Here is an 18,118-nt window from a genome sequence, read left to right on the forward strand (position 1 = left end):
TTTAAATTTTAAAGATTAATGCTTTTCAATTCTGTAGAAAGTTACAGCCAATATAATTATCCCAACTACCAAGAGTGCGTAAATTTCCATAGTGGATAATAATTGGTTAGAATTTAATGACTTTTGCGCAATGGTCATAACGCTTTTACTTTCTGAAACTTGAATGAGCGCCAGGTTATCTAAATCCTTTTGTAATGCAGCCAAATCTTCCTCAAATGGATTTTTATCATTAACCTTATCTGTATGTTCATTATTAAGTTGCGCTTTTATCTTCTTATTAAACCTAGCTTCTTTAGACTTCAACTTTTCGAAACCTGTTCTAAAACTATTGAAGGTATTCAATTCATTGCGCGTAAGTTCTGTTTCAGAAAATAATGCTATTAGCGTTTCAATGTCTTTATTTGTACTCAAGTTTATGGCTCGAGAATCTTCTATGAGCTGGCTTTGTTTTTTATGAATGAGATTATTCATTTTATAGATATAATCTTGTGCCAATACACGATCTTTGTATACAGAGTTGATGGCATTTTGAGCAGTTTCAAAATGGCGCTTATCTATACGGTTTGTTCCATATATTAATAAAAAAACAGCGAGTAAAACTAAAACAATGTTTAATTGACTTGATATGGTCTTTTTTTTGGACATAGTAGTAATGCTTAAGACATCTAAAAGATATTAGGTTTAAAATTCGCTATTTGAGAAGTCAATGATTATGCCTAAAAACCTCAAGTTAATTCTACTTTATTAAGTATCTGAATATTAGGCATTTAATAAAATTATAAATTTTAATACTGGGTAATTTATGCTCGATTGGGTGTTTTTTACCCAATATAAATGGGTTGTTTTGGTTGTATCAGAGCTCGAAATATAAATCGCTTATTCTTTCCTCGTAGATGCTATTTTCTCAATCTACAGTTAATGACGTTCGTTATATAAAAAGTAGAATACTCATTCTGTTTTCCAAGCTTATTCAGTTTGGCAGCTAGTAAAAAAACCAATGATTTTGAGCGTTAATTAAAAACTGGATCTGAAAATACGTTAAAAAACAAAAGACTGTATTAAAACCTGTAATTGTAACTTTGAAGTTACTAAAGCATAACGCAATTAAACGCTCCGATTCCATAAAAAAGCTTTTAAGCTCAAAAAGTCTTATAATTTTTATTCAGCATATAAAACTATTCAAACCCTAAAATCAATTCGCCTTCTGATGAACTCAATGCTATTTGGATAATGGTATGATCTTCATTGCTCACTGGTGTCATTGTACCAGAGTAGGTTATATTTCCATCTTGCCGTTCTATGGTAAACTCTATACTGAGACCATTAAAACTACCCGAAAGAAAATTTTCTGTATTAGGATCATTCGGTCGGTTAAACTCAGCACCTTCAAAAACACCGGATTCCACGCCTCTATTATCATTATCAGGTTGCAGGTCAATGGCATAATCATCTTCTCCCAACACTGGCCAAGTAGCATTAAATGCTGGAATAAATACGGTGTCTTCAGAACTGTCGGATCCGCAACCAACGCTTATAATTATAATAGCAATTGCAATCGACTTTTTCATTATGTTAAACGTTTTCATGGCTATAGTTTTTAATAAATTATTGTTATCATTCTCTCATTTCCGTTTTGATCTTAATAAAAAGTTGGTCGAGCTCATCTTCCACTTTATCAATGGCTACAGTTAATCCCAAAGTTGAATTTTCAGAGTCTCTTATTATCTCTTTTCCTAATCGTTCGCGTTCGTTTTTACTGTTTTGACCACCCCTGAAATCCAAGATTTTTTTTCTTATATTATTAAGTTTTAGAATGTGCTTTTTATGGATATCATTAAGAATGCCATTATATGCCGTTTCCAAATCTCTACCGTAGGCCTTACCAAAAACAGATTCAAAATCTAAAAGGTGTTTTTCTTGATTAGCATTCAAATCCATAAAAATTTTATTGTAGGCATTGATTGTATTTTCTAATTCTTTAAAGTAATCTTCATTTTTTAGTGCCAGATTAATAATATCTTCAAAAGCTGTTTGAACATCTTTTACCCGAACCATATAAGTGTCCATTTTTTTTGAAATAAAACCTAGCTGTTCGTTTTTAGCTTCCAATATTTCTTTGGCATGAAGTTTCATTATTAAACTTTTCATGTATTTTTTTCGATGCGAATTGCTCTTTATCAAAGCCTTCTCAATGATGATACTTTCTTTTTTCGGAATTTCGCCGTTATCTAGATTTTGAAAAAAAACAATGACCTCGTAAATACCACTTTCTTCATCTTCCATTAATTCCCCAAACACGACCATTTCAGCTTTAATCGTTTTTAATTTATCAACAGTATCAGTAGACAAATTCTCAACATTAGATATCCTATTTTCCATATCTCTATGCATTAAAACCTGACTGTGGTTCCGACGTTGCAAGACCGTGTATTTTTCTAATTTAATGAGTTCTGTTTCGAAGTCTTCCGTAAATTTTTCAGCAAATTTTTCAATCGTATCATCGTTGGTTTTAAAATCCCAAACGTAGACATTTGTTTTAGAGTTCTGTGCATGTACATTTGCCATAAACTGTACAATAGTAAGCCCTATAAGAATTAAGTTTTTGATAAAATTTCTAAAATTATTTTTCATGGTCCCCTTACGTTTTAATATTCAAAACTTCATTCTTTTCAGATTTAAGAATCACATACAATCGGTAATTCCATATTATTTTTTGTTATTAATTTATCAATGGCACATTCCTTAGTTCCATTTTTTATGACAAAACGATGACTGCTATTTTTTTTAAGGACTTTTACCGTTATAAAGATTCCAGATTTGTCAGTAATAATGGCCTGTTTTCCATCGACATAGATTTTAGCGTTTACCATATTTGAGGGCACTACCAATTTCACAGTATAAATATTGGTCCTATTTAATATGTTGGCATTTACTAATTTGTCCGATTTGATTCGCAAGTCTTCATTGGTATTAAGGATTTTAGTGACTTGTGCATTGAATTGCATGGAGGTTTCTTGGGCATTTGGACATTCGGCCAAATCTTTTTCCAGTTGTACCTTAAGCTGATCCAGCTCGTTTATTTTATATTGTTGACTGGTTAATTGGTTGGATAAAGCTGCAATGGTAGTTTCAAAATTCTGAATGGAATCTTGCAGTTTATGTGCTTTTTCTTTGCTCGCTTTTATTTCAATACCAAAAAGGCTCAATTCTTGGGTATTGCCCAAAAAAACTTTTAGTTCGGTTTTGAACAATAGAATTGCCAGAATAGCAAATACTGCCCAAATTAAGGTTTTGTACGGAAAAATTGGTTTGCTTTCCATAATTTTTAATTCTTATAATGAGGCTATTAATTCTTCGTTTATATGCAATTCCCTATCAGCTAAACCGATATCTTTTAAAAACTGATTTGAAAACAATTCAGCCATATCACCACTTAACAAAGCGCTTCTACAAGCTATCCATTCGTTAATTTTTGAGGCATCAAACATGTGGTTTACTAAATCCGGAAACGTCCAATCACTATTTTTTCCCCAATGTATTGTAAACGGAATATTGTTTTGTTTTAAGACCTCAATCATTCGTCTTGAAAATTCTGTTAAGCTCATAATTTTTCTGGTCTTATTCCAATGTACACCGTCAATTTCTAGCATACAGGTGATAGGAAACTTGGTGAACGCCAAAGTAGCCTTAGATTGTTTTACAAAACGCATAGCGAATATTCCAGGAATTGGTCCTTCGTTTTTTGTTAAGTCTGCCATCAGTTTTAAAGCTTTTGAAGCATTTTTATGATCTACCCCAACTGAGCAGGCAAAGGCTGGACCTTGATAAGGTGCATCCCAAAAAATTTGAGGCAGTGTACCAATCAATTCTTCATCAACTTTTGGTAAAATTGTCTTTTCTAATCGTTTGACCAACCACGGAATACTTTTTGGAAATTTTTCTGCCATTTTAGTAAACAAATGAATTAAATCCCGATATAGAGATTGTTTGATTATTGGAAAAGGATCTTTATAATCTGCTACATAAGGTTTTTTGTACATCAATTCTACAACATAGTCCGATTCATCACTATATTGATTAATAAATACTTTAAAGTGGTAAGGCGTAATACCGAAACCTTGATCATCTGTTTCTTCAGGAATTTTGAACGTTGAATTTTTAAAATCCATTGTATCAGATAATTGAAGCGCAGTAGTCTTATCTATTTTTTTGACGTAACGTTTAAGCAAAAATCGAGGTTCGGACTCTAACACAATTCCATGTATAAACCCGAATGAACCTAGCCCAACTAAAGCGGCATTGAAAAGTTTATCATTCCTTATGATTCTGTTGCTTATTTTATTGGCAAATTCGTCATTCAATGCTGGCTCTGTATGACGTTCCAAATAAACAATATCATTATCATTCGGTCCAATAATTAAATTGAGACCGACTACATAATCTTGCACTGATCCAACCTGTAATGCAGAACCATGAACTCCCGTTGAAATACAGCCTGCAATAGTTTGTCCGTTGCTTGCTCCTGTCGTTTTTAAGGATTTGCCGTGAGCGGAAAGGACTTCGGACACACGTTTAATAATGGTGCCGCATTCAAATAAAAATAGATTTGATGCTTCAAAACTAGTATTAGCATGAAGGTTTTCTTGAACGATTGGTATATGAATATTCATAAATCCATTGTAGTGCATCCTGTCTTTTTGACTCGCAATATGGTTCATGGACCATGCTGAACCATACGCTCTAAAACCATGGTCAGTATCATTTGTTTCATTGATAAGTCTTTGAATTTCCTGAGCAGCATCATTATAACGGTCTATTTTATCTGGCATATTACCATCACCTTCCAACTCAGTCACGTAAAGTTTTTTCAACGGAAATGGTCCATTGTTATGTAAGGTATCCCATTTGTTTAATGTATGTGTTTTTGTTGTTGCCATAGCTTTAATTTGTTGGTTTCATACAAACATATTTTACTTTCAGCTTGCGTTTTTTACCAAAGGTTACGACACTTAAAAGCGATCCACCAAAAGTGTTTTTAAACTCTATGGTGTGTAGTTTCCCCGATTTGCATTTCTCTGTCTCTTTTATTAAATAAGTAAAGTCTTTTGAGGTGGCATCAATTTTAATAACTGTGTCTAGCTCCACTACTTCCATACCTCTATAATAATCATCCCGTACCATTAATGGGTCTGGCTGCATTGCTCCATTGATGCTTCTAAGCCTCACGGAATAACAAGACGCCAGAAGAAGACAGACGGAAAGAAGTACTAATTTTTTGGTGATGTTATTCATAATTACTTATTTTTTTGGTTGGTCATTATGCTCTAAAAAAAATCTCTAAACCGATTTTAATTTTTCTAAGGTTTCAGTTGCATATTGTGCGCCGAAACTTTCGGATAAACCCAAAGATTCCTCTCTTCCCAAAGTGTAATATAAATTCGTTACATTTTGTGGCGCATAGCACAATACCAAATCCGTAAATACATTATAAGCCCCTTTCGTTTTTTTATTTGAGCTCGTTAATCCACTATAACTTGTGGATGCAAATTTGGAACAGTCCTGCAATTTATTTTTATGGTTTAAATAACTTTTGCCAGCAATAACCTGACAACCCGCTGAAAAATTAGAATTTCCGATGCCTGTCCAATGAATATTTATAGACGGATTTACCCGAAGTCCTTTAACGCTGCCTGAACGGTCTGTGAACATGACATCCTTAGCTGTATAAGCGTTATCATTGTCCCAATCCCTTATGATCATCACGCCATTCCAGTTGGCTGGTTTTAATGCCCTGTATATTTTCTTTTCCACGGATATTTTGTGCCATCCAAAGCGATAACGATGTTGCCCTTCAATTAAAAACGCTTCATCTTTTCGTCCTGCCATATTTACGCTGGCATCTGTTGAGCCCCAAAATGTGAATGCCATTCCATTGATGAGTAATACGAATAAGTCATCATTTTCTCGTCGTATAGCACTTTCTGTCTGTTTTCTCCTGATGCCAACAAGATGAATATCATTAGTATCAAATTTCCATTCTGAAGGTTTTTTTGTGGAATAGGTTTTCGATAAACTATTCAGATGTTTTAAAATTGGACCAGGATTATTGGTGTAATGCTCTTTGGCATTATGTAATAATTGCATCCAATTGGCATAAGCTTCCGAAGGTTTTTTACTTGTTGAACTTCCCCATTCCGACACTTTATTTTCTTTCTGCCAACGTTCAATGTGGCTCATGGTACCACTTCCCACAATACCATCTGGCACCATGTTATCTTCACTTTCCATAGTGCGGACATATTCTTGAAATAATCGTACAGCAGCTTGGGTCACGTAACCAAAAACACCATCAAAAGCAGCGCGTGGCATAAACCCTGCCTTAAATAGAAACTGCTGTAATTTTAAAACGCTATTATCTGTACCTTCTCTAAAAGTGCGCCATTTCGTTCGGTCATCATCCCGAAACGTTACTTTATTAATAAGTAGACCATCAATATGGTAAGGTTTCAAAAAATCCTTTCTGTTCTTTGGTCTTTTATTCTTATCGCAACTTCCTAAATATAATGCAGCCATGTTTCAATTATTTAATAGATTTTCCAATTCGATTTTTATAGCATCCAAACATTCTAAAAGCTCAGCATCCTTTACATAATGACGCAAGAAATCGATTTGTAAAATTTCTATCTTAATATATCTCGGACTATAAATTTGATTGAATATTTCATTGTACCAACCTAATATTTTTTGATCGTGATGCGTGTCGTTGGTATTTGAAATCAATAAAATCGCATAGCTCATTTCGGTCATTCCTATAAGGACAGAAATGTCTAAATCAGCTTTATCAAAGTCATCCAATTCTTGGCGATAATCCGTTAAATGTTTTACCAAGTCCGTAACATCTTCAAATGCTTTGTTAGTTTTCAATCGGTCTTTTAATTTTATATCACCTAAGGTTTCCAAAATATGACCGACCATCAAAATGTTGGATAAAGCGTCCAAATACTGTCCACTGTATTTATCACTTGCCATTTCCATGGCTTCGTTATAATAACTATAGGCTATTTTTAATTGCTCAATTTCTTCTTTTTCGTCTAAGTGTTTTGCTGTTAATTTATAGGCATTTCCTACGATATTCAATCGGCTGGCATTTCGGCCAGCGAGTGTAAGCAATCGAATTTCATTTAGATAGTCTACAATAACGTTTCCGACCGCATCTTTCTTTTTGGATTTTTTAGCGGCTTCAACGCTACCTTCTAATCGGTAGGATTGCACCAAACAATATTGCTCTAAGGCTTTTATGGAATAATTGCCATTATCAAACTGAAATAAGCCCTTATATTTTTGAAAGGCGACTTCAATATTTCCCAATTCATCGTAAATAAGTGCTTCTTTTTCCAGCACCATGGCATCCAATAAATTTGAAGCTTCTGCCCTATCAATGTAGGTATCGAGCTTCGCCAATGCTGATTTTTCTTCTTCTTTTTTATCACGAATTAAAATCAACAAATTATCCAAATCGGTATGCACTTGAGACGACACTACGTACTCTTGATTGTTTCGATCTAATTTTTGTCTGTCATTGAATTTATAGAATTGGTTGCCATAACATTGATACGCTCCCCAAGTATTACTATGTTTATGTTGCTGATAACATTCCAATCTGGCAAATTGTACCGCACTTCCAAAATCGTAACCTTGCAGCATGCGCTCATAAAAGGTTTCGGAGAACACTTTGGCGGCAGAATCATCCACACCCCAACCTGCTATTACAATCGCTTTGACACCCATTTCAATCAATTGTGTTCCTATATTGGCAGCCAAGCGATAACGATTTTGGCTATATTTATCATCCTTTCCATTTACAACGCCCGAAAAACAACAGTTGATAAAGACAAATTCCGGTACATAGCCCAACTGGTTGATCATCGCAGGATCGATACAAATTCCGCTTCCTATGGCGATTCCAATATTATTATTTTCAGGATCATAAATACCGTGTCCCGCAAAATGCATCATCATATAATGCTTGCTGAACAATTCCATCATAATGTTTTTGGCATTGGAATGTAATAACGAATTAACCTTATAACCTTCCTTTGTCAATTTGCTAGACACCCATTCCGCTTCTGCCTTAGCTGCTGGAAGTGGCGACAAACCTTCTTGGTCATAAACTGGATCACCAACTACAAATGCTTCCTTATTCTGAAATCCAACTTGATTAAAACGCGTGGTATCTTCCGAAATCAATTGCCTTATAAAACTCGATGTTACCGAAGCTGGAATTTCAGTAGTGGTATTGTCATGCAATAATTCCCATGGAATTTGGGCTGCAGATTTATCTAACTTTAAAACGAGGTTATTTTGATTTCTGAAGGTGTTTTTGAAATCATTAGGAATCAACATTTCAAACAAGGATTTTGATAGGCGCTCATCCCAATTTGATGAGACAGACATTTCTTTCAATAGATGGTTAATTTTATTCAATCCGATGCCAACCATTTCCTGTTCTACTCTTGCCAAACCGTTTGAAGCAAAATATCTGAATCCGCTTACCGCTTCTTCGTCTTTTCTAGATTCATCGGTGACTTTCACGCTATTAATGTGAAGGTTAAACCACCAATCATAACTATAGTTTGCGAATATTTTTTTCTTTTTCGCACCTGGTCTTCTGGCAATACCTTTATCATAATTAAATGTTACCCGATTATCGGTTCTATATAATCGTGTTAAACTAAAATAAGCCTCACTTGCCACAGATTCATAGTAGTTGACAATTTCGATGTCTTTTATCAATTTTAAACCTTCACCTGTTTCCTTGATCTGTTTATTCGCCTCTGCAACACCCAATAAAATACCTTTCATGGAATCTTCAATAGGTAGTTTTCCGTAACCGATTCCCATTAGCACGAAGGAAATTCCGGTCGCATACTTTTTGGCACTAGGTAATGTATAATTATCGCGCATAAACATGGCATATTTTAGCACAGCCTGCTTTACGGTTTTGGACAGCACATAAGACGTTAAACTACCTGTGCTTCCTAATCCACATACTATGGCACCTTTAGGTTTTGTTTTGAGGTTGAAAAACACCTCACTCTCGCCAATTTCGCCAGGATAGTAGCCAATACTTAAGCGTTGGGACAATCGATTATCCAAATAAGAGTCCAGCGCTTTTTCAGAACTTAGAATTAAATCCATAAAGAAATGTCCAACCATTACTGGATAGGATGACATCTTTAAATCGCCATGAATAATCTTTACATTGAAAAATTCAGCTTCTGGCTCAATGGTTTTATGCGTACCAAATAAAGCATCTACAACGGCTTTGGAATCGTAAAGGGGTTCTGGCGATTCAAATACTTCAGAGATGATTTCTCCACTTCGGGATGCTGGTTGCTGATTGCTCAATCTATTGGTAGCACCTGTTTCCAGTATATCTGAAATCCCATGAAAAATATAATCTTCATTCGCTAAATCGCCATGAGAGGTATGCGTATAATATAAATTTGGTGTGTTGAGCAATTGCTTAGGAATTCCTGTTTTCCATGTCACGCTGCCATCACCATGCGACGTGGCTTTGTAAACTAATTTTTCGTTTTTTGAAAGCCAACGATCTTTAAATTCATAATCAAAAACCGTTTGATCCGACTGGCCACAGATGTAATAAATATTCCTAAAATCATCGTTGTCCAATTTCGAATTCAAAAATGTTCTGATATTATCCCTATAGGTTTTAAAATCCTTTAAGGCTTGCGCATTGTCCTTTGGATCTGGCATGTGCTTTAGATCCGTCTTAGCATCCAAATTTTTCCAAAAGTTTTGTTGCCAAAATGGACGCTGTGTGTCATCACCTTCTATTGGCAACAATTCGAAAACCCCTGGATAATTCCAAAACACCTCTAAAAGTTCTTTACGGTTGTGTTTAAAATCTATAAAAGCTAACTGTTTTACACGTTTACTGTGACCAGTCAGCACTTCCATAATCAAATAAGACCCTAACCATGGCGTACCCAACATAATGAATCTATTATGTACATTTTCCTTGAATTTAGACCAGGTATCTTCATAATCCATCATACATTGTCTTACCACCAAACCACCCATGGAATGCGCTACGATGTGAATTTTTGCGCTGCTGGTCTGCAAATACTCTTCCAATTGTTTTTTCAAATCCTCTGCAGCACCTTTGACCGACTTTCTCCAATCAAACTGAAAAGTAACCACATCATATTTTTCCGATAAATGATCGGCCAAGCCGTAATAGTATTTTTTTATGATCCCACTAGCGGCAACTTTTTTCGCATTAATACCTAACTTTTTTACAATGGCGCCTCGATTCAACTCAGGCATATCTACCCATTGCTCTTCGTTATTGTTAGCAATGGTCGATCCAATGATGCCTGGCACAATAATGACGATATCCTTGGTAATGGTTTCTGGTTTTTTCTTGAAACCTTCCATGGATAAGGGATCGAGCAGAATACCGCGTTCGCCTTCAGTATAAATGTGCTTTTTAAATAAAGTCGTCGGGTTATTGTCATTGGCATTTAAAGCCTCGACTATGGCGACACTTGAATTATCCGCAGAAAAATAATTGAAATGGCTCGTTGTTCCTCCTTTTGCCAAAAATTTGTAAATCCCCTCTTTTCTTTTAATACCGTGTTTCATGCGATGTGTATCCACGACCAAATCATTATCCACACGATAAAACAGATTTGCCAAAATAACTTTTAAGGAATTGAAATTGATACCTCCAACATCTGCATCACCAGAAATATTATACAGATCACTTACTACTGAAGTATCCGACGCATTCATCATTTTTTGAAAAAGCGATTCAGGCATCATGGCATTCAGTCCTGGTAAAACTTCAGGATTTTCCTTTTGGCTTACCAGTTCCAATAAAAATGCTTTTACCGCATGATAAATCGGGTTTCCTGCGCCAACTGCCAATACAACTGCATTTAAAAAGAGATTGAAAAAATGATCTACACGACGTGATAAAATCGTAGTACCGCTTGCAGGTGCAGCCACACGGACGACTTTATTTACGGTGATTTTTTTCTTTTTGGCCATCTCATTGATGGCATTCATTAATTTGTGATTGTCTTCTTCATTGTCATCATCATCCAGAATACCTATTTCAGTTTTACTAAAACCTATAATTGGATTTCTACGATCACATTTCGCCAAAATATCGGCAACCAACCCACCTCTGGAATGACTCAATATATCCAAATTGCATTCTTTAGTACAGTCCTTTAGAAAATCCAATGCATTTTGAAGCGGACTAACAGAAAGCGTATAATGTTCTAAAGCCAAAATTTTGTTGTCGTAAATGCTCACCATATCATTCCATGCCTCGTTATTGTCGTTCAGTTTATGAAAGGCATCAATTGTGGTGGACAAAGTGCCATGCAACAGAAGTAAAATAGGTTGCGTAATATCAAAACTATTGGTGTTTTCGACCCTAGTAAATTTCGCATCTATTTGATACAAACCAGGATGGGATTGTACGCGTTTATCATAAGCTTTTGCCAGCTCTTTAATCCCTAATTTTGCGATATCTTGTTTGGTCACTTTAGGTTTAAAAACGCTAAACACTTTGACCATGGCCCGTTTTATAATGCCACGACTTTCATTTTCGGATAAGATTTGAATGTCAAAAACATAATCATCACTTGAAAGTGAACGTTTTGCCAATACCTTTTTTCCATAGATGTCCTGTACATCTTCAGGATGACCTATCCACTCTGTATCGTCAGCAAATTGAAGTGCCACAATATCGTGTTCATCAAAATGAACTTCATTCACTTGATTTTCAGAACGTGTTGAAGACACCTCTATATATGATTTAAGTTCATATTTCTGGTCGAGTGTTTTTGGGACGATGTAATCAATGGATGACACCTCACGCTCTACTCCTGTTATTTTTGCTATTTTGCTCATGGCTAGTTTTTTATGGTATTCACTGGCAATCCCGGAAGATTAAATGGCAGGTTAATGCCAAAAAACCAATAGAAGTTATCAATGGTTGTGTTATAGTTGATGCCAACACTTATGATATCTTTAAAAGCGGTTGTGATTACTCCGACGCCAAATTCGGGCGAGCCGTCGGTATTAAAATCGGGCGAAGCGAAATTGAGTCCGACTCCAAAATCCAAGAATTCATTATAGAAATACGATTTACTAGAACCGAATTTTAGCAGTATAGCTGCGGAAGGTGCATAAAAGAAATCCCGATCGGATTGAAGATTTAAATCATTTTTATGGAACGGATTAGCAAAAATTAATCCGACAGCGACTTCCGAACGTGCACCGATAAGTTGCATGGTAAATTCCCGTTGTTCTAAAGTAAAAATTTGTTCTGGTGCATTTTCAACTGTAGAAGGCAATCGTAAAATCATTTCAATCAACAATTCATCACCATTTTGGCGATTCCCTGTGCCTTTAAGATTTATGTATCCTTTTTCAGGAAGATTGTCCAAGGAAAAAGAAATCACTTCGTCTCCTATTGATTTATTGGCGATATAGTTGGACTGTAATCCAAAAAGTAAGGCTATGCCGTTTTCGAGTTTTTTAATGTTGGCTTGCACTTCTCCATAACAACTATTAAACTCATTCATTAAGGGTGCAAAATCAGAAGCAAGATTGGTTTGACTGACTAAGGTCTTAAAATCTGAAATGGTTGTATCTATATTTTTTAGACTTTCAACTACAGACAACACCTGATCTTTAATAGTCAACAACGCCGCAATATTCCATTGACTTAATTCTGTTTTCAAAAGGTGATAAAGCGTTTCAAATTGATTGATTACGGCCTGAATCTCTATAATTTTGGCTTTTATTTCAGCAGGAACGACATCATTTAACTCTATATTTTGAACAAACTGAATGCTATTATTTTTAAACGAGACGACACAAGAAATACTTCCAAATTCGTTTAATAACTTCGCTTTTAGCGTTTGGAAGAGCTGAAATTCCCTTTCATTATTTTCCCTTGCAATTTCTGTAAGGGCTTCTAGTTGTTGTTGCTCTTCAACAGACAGACTTGTCACCCATCGTTCTACGGTAAAATAATCGCGATTGGAATACGTATCGTAATTTTGAATATGAACGCGGTCGCCTCCACTTTCGTCTTTTTTATAGGCCACGACGCTGACTTTATATTTGTCCGCTTCAATCGTCTTTAACTCTGATTCAATACTCAATATGTCATTATTTAAGTTTGAAAGAATATAAGGTTCAGGAAGATTTCCTTCTGCAAAGGCTTGGGTAGTAAAAAATTCTGCAGTTAATTCATTATATCGAGAAGATAGAAAGGGGTCTGATTGTATGTCGTTTAAAAATCCGTCCATAATCTCAAAGAAGGTCTTTTGTTCTTCTGCCGTTGTCATTTGGTTTTCTAGAATTGAAATTACGGCACTCTGGTTGCGAAGTGCCTGTTGTAAGCTTATTAACTTAGATTCTAATTCTACAGTCTCATTGAGTTGTGGAAATTGACTTTTTATAATCTCAAGTAGCTTCGATTTTGAAACCTCAACTTCTAGCGTACTGTTAATTTCAACAATTTGAGCCGCAACAATAGGAATTGCACGCGAATCTCCTCTGTATGTTTCTGTTACTGACAGAATTTGTCCATACATATTCGCAAACAAGCCAAATAAAACAAGTGTTACTGTATATTTTGAAAAATTCATAAGACTTGTGTTTAAGAGGTTACAAATGGGATATCATGAGATTGCGCCCTAAAAAAAGATTGCTGCAAACTGGCATAGGAGAGCTGGCCATTTTTTAGAATAATACCATCGATCTGATCTAATATTGGCGAAAAGCAAAAGCATTTGATGTTATCGTAAGATTCATCAGAATTGTCAGCATCAGAAGCTTTAAGATGCTTTTTTAAGGTTTTGGATAATGTATCGTGATTTCTTAACCAAAGTAACCAACGCTCCATTTTAAAATATGAGAGTTGTGCCAAATTATCGGCTTTGATTATCGCTTCCCGAACCGTTTCTGTATCTCCGATAATGACCATAATGATCATCATCTCTTTTTCTATAAAGGATTTAAAAATTGATTCTGCCAGAGCGGCATCATCCAGTGGAATAATGGTAGTGCGCTTGAGATTCATAGTATATAGATTTAAACATATTTAACTATTTTTCAGCGTTGAATTCAGTTTATAATTTGTCCAAAATTTAGATCATCATCCTATTAAAAGATGAAAATGATACTTTATAAATGGATTATTTTAAGGCTAAAATAATTTTATAATAAATTCAATATGTAGTTAGATGCTTTACTAGGGATACTAATCAGCGAGCTAAATTTAGTAAAAAATAACTAATATTCAAACAGTTACAGGACTATTTGTTGTTAAAATTTAAATGTATTGTTGTAAATGAAATGGGAAAAGTGCTATTGAAATGTTCATATTTGTGTATTAGTATACCATAAATCTGTACAAATTGTGCAGTTGTTATGAGGTAGGTTGACAATGATTAATTTAAACATTTCAACTTTGACGATTTTAAGAATTTTTCACAAGAATGATTCTACTAGACTATGTAATTTTCAATAAAGAGATGTCAAACTTTAGACTTTTTGATTTTAATATTTAATGTTAATCCAGCGATTATGAGTAATATTCCCACCAAACTCCAAAGTGTATAAATTTCCTTAAAATAGACCATACCTATGATTATGGTAAAAATAACTTCAAGATACTTCAAAGGTGCTACCTGATTGGTTTCACCCACTTGCATGGCTTTGGTCATGTATAATTGGGCAAAATATCCAAAGACACCTAAACTTAATAACATTAGCCATTCTTTTCCTACTGGATTTATCCAATCATTAATGGCTAAGAGTCCACCAATAACTGCTGAAATAATCATAAAATAATTCACTACAACAACTGGATGATCATTATTTCCGATTTTTCTAATGGTAATGTAAACCAGTCCTACAAAAACTGCAGAAACTAAAGCAAATACAATTCCCTTAATTTCCAACTCAGTATCAAATCCTTTTAAAACTAAAACCCCTAAAAATGCCATCAGAAAAAAGAACCATTGAATGGGTTTTATTTTTTCTTTAAGGAACAATAAGGCAAAAACTGCAGCAAATATTGGACCTATATACCGAATGGAAACTGCTGTACCCATGGCAATATATTTTATTGACAAAAAGAATAAGGTCATTGAAATGAGACCGAATATACTGCGCATTACAAGTAAACCTTTTTTATTTCCTACAAAAGAGATTTTATTCTTTAACAAAAATGGGATTGTAAAAAACAATGATCCAATTGATCTAAAAAAGACAATTTGATAGACACTAAAACTGTTCAATGATTTTACAAATGCATTCATAAATGTAAATGCTAAAGCACTTATTATCATGTATTGTATTGCTTTTTTCAGAATATAGTTTTTTTTATGTTGATTATTGATTAACGCGCATTAATGACTAAAGGTACATATAAACCGCGTTTATAAATAGAAAATAGCTGCTTCATAATAAGCTTATATACTTACAAAAGGACCTGCTATAATAAATTAAAAAGGACAACTTAAACTATAAGTTGTCCTTTTTGCTATTAATCAGTTACAAATTACTATTCAATTATAATACGTTTAGTTACAGAATTAGAACTTGAATTTACTTTTAATACGTAAATACCACTTGTAATATCTGAAACATCTATGGCGTCATTTACTAAGTTAGATGATGTAAACACTCTTTTGCCTAAAACAGAATATAATTCAACAGAATCAATTTGAATTTGATCTGCTGATTTAATTGTAATTGTTGTTTTAGCCGGGTTTGGATATATAGTCAAATTTGAATCGTATGTATTAGCTTCAACTGAAAGCACAACACTATCTGAATCATCAGTCGGATCTACATTTGGTCCAGCAATATTTGAGCTTGGTAATTGACTACCCGCTAATTCGCTTGGTGAACTTTTGGAATCAGTACCCGAAAAATCCCAATTTGGAACAACTGAAGATGAATTAGTTTGACCACCCATCCAATCAGATGCGCCATCATAACCAGTTGAAACACCTTGTCTAGCTATATAATAAATTCTACTTTCAGAACCGGTATCACTATCATTCAAACTAATATTTTGAGTGGCTATAGGATCAAAAAAATAAGTATATGCACCATCAGCACCAGGTATAACAATATTTTGTGCAAAATTAATTTGTCCATATCCATATGATTGACCTGATGAATCTTCATCATCTAAGTTACTTGTTGAATCATAAATTGTCCAAGAGTTATGAGCACCTGTTGCATCAATAATGCCATCATCATCAGTATCAATATCTACACCATCGGGATTTGTTGCAGACAATATTAACATATAAGTAACACTTTGATCCATAAAATCCCCATCATAAGTTGTCACCATAGTTTCATCGACCATGTTACCGTCAGGATCAATCCCTGTTGCAGTCGCGTATCCACTTGCTACTGTAGCTAAACCTAAGAAACCGTTAACTCCAAAAGATTGTGTGCTTAAATCTATAACATCCTTTACTTCACCTGGATTTGAACTCCCATCGCCTTCAATACCAATAAAATAAATATTCATTGGAAGACTACCAGAGGTTGGGCCTCTAAATTCTAAATATTCTTTTCCTTCATCAGTACCAGAAACTGTGGTGATTAATTCGCTAATGTAATAAGGTCCAATGGAATAGGTCTGCGCATACCCTAAAGCGGATATAAATAATAACGCAAAAAGTAATTTTGTTTTCATAATTGTTGTTTTCGAGTGTATTAATAGTTAATTCCTCAACTGGTTAACCAATTTGGTTTACCAAATATAGCAAAGAAGTTTTAAGATAACGTTTGCGAAAATAAACTTATCATAAAAAAGAAAACCTAAGTACCTAATTACAAACATCTATTATATAAAACTCGAAGTCATTGTTTGACATTATACATTCACATCTTTTTTTATTGATCCTATTATAAAAATTTATATTATTTAAACCACTTAGTGCTTAAAAATTAAACAGACTTATGAAAAGAAAATTATTTGTTTCACTCGCGCTCTCCTAATAATTCAAACCATAAATGGACAAGTTATACTAAACGCCAATGGTCCGGGGAATACCTATGAGGATATTAACACCGTTTTGGCTCCTAGCTATAATGTAATAGAAGTTCCCGACTGTGTACACTCGGAATTTGGTCGTCATATTGATGCGTTTTTGATAATGAATTAAATGCTAATGTGTTCCGCTTTTTTGCGCATAAAACTCCAGATAATGATCGTTGCATAAATTTTGACCGGCAACGCACCGAAATAAAAACTTACAATCAATCACCAGATAATTTAAAGGCGGTTGAAGCGGAAACCGTTGAGTATAAGTGGAAATTTAAGATACCTAGTAATTTTCAGGTGTCGTCAAACTTTACATATTTGCATCAAATTAAATCCGTAGATGGTGCATTTGCATCAATTCCCATGATAACCTTGACAGCCAGAAAAGCATCTCCAGATCGTTTGGAATTGAGATATACGCCAACCAATAATCAAAATACCATTCAAACTGCGGAAGTAAATTTGTTTAGAGGGTATTAGGTAGAAGTTACAGAGTTAATTACTTATAGAAACACAGGAAGTTATTCAATAATAATTAATCGTACTTCTGACGGTATCACACTTCTAAGCTATTCAAATGCTTCTATGGACATGTGGCAAGATGGCGCGACTTTTGCCAGACCAAAATGGGGAATTTATAGAAGCCTAAATAACATTGATGACCTACAAGATGAAGCTGCTTTATTCAACAATTTTAGTATTGAAGAAATTAATCCATTAGCCAATTCAGATTTAGAATCGCAAGCTAAAATGGTACCACTATTTCCCAATCCGTTAAAAGACTTTGTAACTTTTAATCATTTGGAAGCTAAGTCTTATGATGGTATTCAACTATTTGATAGCTCTGGTAAAAAAATAAAGATATCGAATCGATATAAGACGGATACACTCGATGTTACTGGTTTGGCCTCTGGATTATACTATATTACTTTACTAAAATCCAAGCGACCCATTAAAATCTTGAAATGTATTGTTGACTAATTTTCAGAA

At 34.4% G+C, this 18,118-nt stretch carries 14 protein-coding genes; 2 read left to right on the plus strand and 12 right to left on the minus strand.

What is annotated here, in order from left to right:
- Positions 1 to 15: 15 nt before the first annotated feature.
- The 12 genes from HM990_RS12680 to HM990_RS12735 form a co-directional block, all read right to left on the minus strand.
- Positions 16 to 645, minus strand: a complete 630-nt coding sequence (locus HM990_RS12680; protein WP_178989298.1) for an MCP four helix bundle domain-containing protein — start codon at positions 643 to 645, stop codon at positions 16 to 18.
- A 530-nt stretch (positions 646 to 1,175) separates the two neighbouring features.
- Positions 1,176 to 1,586: a hypothetical protein gene (locus HM990_RS12685; protein ID WP_229719264.1), complete on the minus strand. Its 411-nt coding sequence runs from the start codon at positions 1,584 to 1,586 to the stop codon at positions 1,176 to 1,178.
- Between the two features lie 28 nt (positions 1,587 to 1,614).
- The gene (locus HM990_RS12690; protein ID WP_178989300.1) at positions 1,615 to 2,631 is read right to left on the minus strand and encodes a hypothetical protein; all 1,017 of its coding nucleotides are present in this window, start codon (positions 2,629 to 2,631) and stop codon (positions 1,615 to 1,617) included.
- A 44-nt stretch (positions 2,632 to 2,675) separates the two neighbouring features.
- Positions 2,676 to 3,320 (minus strand): hypothetical protein, encoded by a 645-nt coding sequence (locus HM990_RS12695; protein WP_178989301.1) that lies wholly within the window; start codon positions 3,318 to 3,320, stop codon positions 2,676 to 2,678.
- Between the two features lie 12 nt (positions 3,321 to 3,332).
- Positions 3,333 to 4,937: an FAD-binding protein gene (locus HM990_RS12700; RefSeq protein WP_178989302.1), complete on the minus strand. Its 1,605-nt coding sequence runs from the start codon at positions 4,935 to 4,937 to the stop codon at positions 3,333 to 3,335.
- Positions 4,938 to 4,941: 4 nt separating this feature from the next.
- Positions 4,942 to 5,292 carry a hypothetical protein gene (locus HM990_RS12705; protein WP_178989303.1) on the minus strand — a complete coding sequence of 117 codons (351 nt, stop codon included), beginning with the start codon at positions 5,290 to 5,292 and terminating at the stop codon, positions 4,942 to 4,944.
- Between the two features lie 45 nt (positions 5,293 to 5,337).
- Positions 5,338 to 6,573, minus strand: coding sequence for a peptidoglycan-binding domain-containing protein (locus tag HM990_RS12710; RefSeq protein ID WP_178989304.1), 1,236 nt, complete (start codon positions 6,571 to 6,573; stop codon positions 5,338 to 5,340).
- A 3-nt stretch (positions 6,574 to 6,576) separates the two neighbouring features.
- On the minus strand, positions 6,577 to 11,949 hold the full coding sequence (locus tag HM990_RS12715; RefSeq protein WP_178989305.1) for a DUF7379 domain-containing protein: 5,373 nt from the start codon (positions 11,947 to 11,949) through the stop codon (positions 6,577 to 6,579).
- A gap of 2 nt (positions 11,950 to 11,951) precedes the next feature.
- Entirely contained in the window at positions 11,952 to 13,700 is a 1,749-nt protein-coding gene (locus HM990_RS12720) for a hypothetical protein (protein ID WP_178989306.1), read from the minus strand.
- Positions 13,701 to 13,711: 11 nt separating this feature from the next.
- Positions 13,712 to 14,134, minus strand: coding sequence for a hypothetical protein (locus tag HM990_RS12725; protein WP_178989307.1), 423 nt, complete (start codon positions 14,132 to 14,134; stop codon positions 13,712 to 13,714).
- 457 nt (positions 14,135 to 14,591) lie between these two features.
- Positions 14,592 to 15,407 carry a DMT family transporter gene (locus HM990_RS12730; RefSeq protein WP_178989308.1) on the minus strand — a complete coding sequence of 272 codons (816 nt, stop codon included), beginning with the start codon at positions 15,405 to 15,407 and terminating at the stop codon, positions 14,592 to 14,594.
- A 215-nt stretch (positions 15,408 to 15,622) separates the two neighbouring features.
- A complete protein-coding gene (locus HM990_RS12735; RefSeq protein ID WP_178989309.1) occupies positions 15,623 to 16,777 on the minus strand; it encodes a T9SS type A sorting domain-containing protein in 1,155 nt (384 codons plus the stop codon).
- A gap of 480 nt (positions 16,778 to 17,257) precedes the next feature.
- Here HM990_RS12735 and HM990_RS19880 point away from each other — a divergent pair, with 480 nt between their 5' ends.
- Together HM990_RS19880 and HM990_RS19885 are read left to right on the plus strand one after the other, a co-directional pair.
- Positions 17,258 to 17,608 (plus strand): hypothetical protein, encoded by a 351-nt coding sequence (locus HM990_RS19880; RefSeq protein WP_229719265.1) that lies wholly within the window; start codon positions 17,258 to 17,260, stop codon positions 17,606 to 17,608.
- A 105-nt stretch (positions 17,609 to 17,713) separates the two neighbouring features.
- Positions 17,714 to 18,109: a T9SS type A sorting domain-containing protein gene (locus HM990_RS19885; protein WP_229719266.1), complete on the plus strand. Its 396-nt coding sequence runs from the start codon at positions 17,714 to 17,716 to the stop codon at positions 18,107 to 18,109.
- Positions 18,110 to 18,118: the final 9 nt, after the last annotated feature.

This window comes from Winogradskyella schleiferi, assembly GCF_013394655.1.
Classification (GTDB): domain Bacteria; phylum Bacteroidota; class Bacteroidia; order Flavobacteriales; family Flavobacteriaceae; genus Winogradskyella; species Winogradskyella schleiferi.

What these genes read in the sequence shown, in the direction of transcription:
- HM990_RS12680 (WP_178989298.1), bottom strand. Translation starts at nt 645, where the DNA reads ATGTCCAAAAAAAAGACCATATCAAGTCAATTAAACATTGTTTTAGTT.
- HM990_RS12685 (WP_229719264.1), bottom strand. Translation starts at nt 1,586, where the DNA reads ATGAAAACGTTTAACATAATGAAAAAGTCGATTGCAATTGCTATTATA.
- HM990_RS12690 (WP_178989300.1), bottom strand. Translation starts at nt 2,631, where the DNA reads ATGAAAAATAATTTTAGAAATTTTATCAAAAACTTAATTCTTATAGGG.
- HM990_RS12695 (WP_178989301.1), bottom strand. Translation starts at nt 3,320, where the DNA reads ATGGAAAGCAAACCAATTTTTCCGTACAAAACCTTAATTTGGGCAGTA.
- HM990_RS12700 (WP_178989302.1), bottom strand. Translation starts at nt 4,937, where the DNA reads ATGGCAACAACAAAAACACATACATTAAACAAATGGGATACCTTACAT.
- HM990_RS12705 (WP_178989303.1), bottom strand. Translation starts at nt 5,292, where the DNA reads ATGAATAACATCACCAAAAAATTAGTACTTCTTTCCGTCTGTCTTCTT.
- HM990_RS12710 (WP_178989304.1), bottom strand. Translation starts at nt 6,573, where the DNA reads ATGGCTGCATTATATTTAGGAAGTTGCGATAAGAATAAAAGACCAAAG.
- HM990_RS12715 (WP_178989305.1), bottom strand. Translation starts at nt 11,949, where the DNA reads ATGAGCAAAATAGCAAAAATAACAGGAGTAGAGCGTGAGGTGTCATCC.
- HM990_RS12720 (WP_178989306.1), bottom strand. Translation starts at nt 13,700, where the DNA reads ATGAATTTTTCAAAATATACAGTAACACTTGTTTTATTTGGCTTGTTT.
- HM990_RS12725 (WP_178989307.1), bottom strand. Translation starts at nt 14,134, where the DNA reads ATGAATCTCAAGCGCACTACCATTATTCCACTGGATGATGCCGCTCTG.
- HM990_RS12730 (WP_178989308.1), bottom strand. Translation starts at nt 15,407, where the DNA reads ATGATAATAAGTGCTTTAGCATTTACATTTATGAATGCATTTGTAAAA.
- HM990_RS12735 (WP_178989309.1), bottom strand. Translation starts at nt 16,777, where the DNA reads ATGAAAACAAAATTACTTTTTGCGTTATTATTTATATCCGCTTTAGGG.
- HM990_RS19885 (WP_229719266.1), top strand. Translation starts at nt 17,714, where the DNA reads ATGGACATGTGGCAAGATGGCGCGACTTTTGCCAGACCAAAATGGGGA.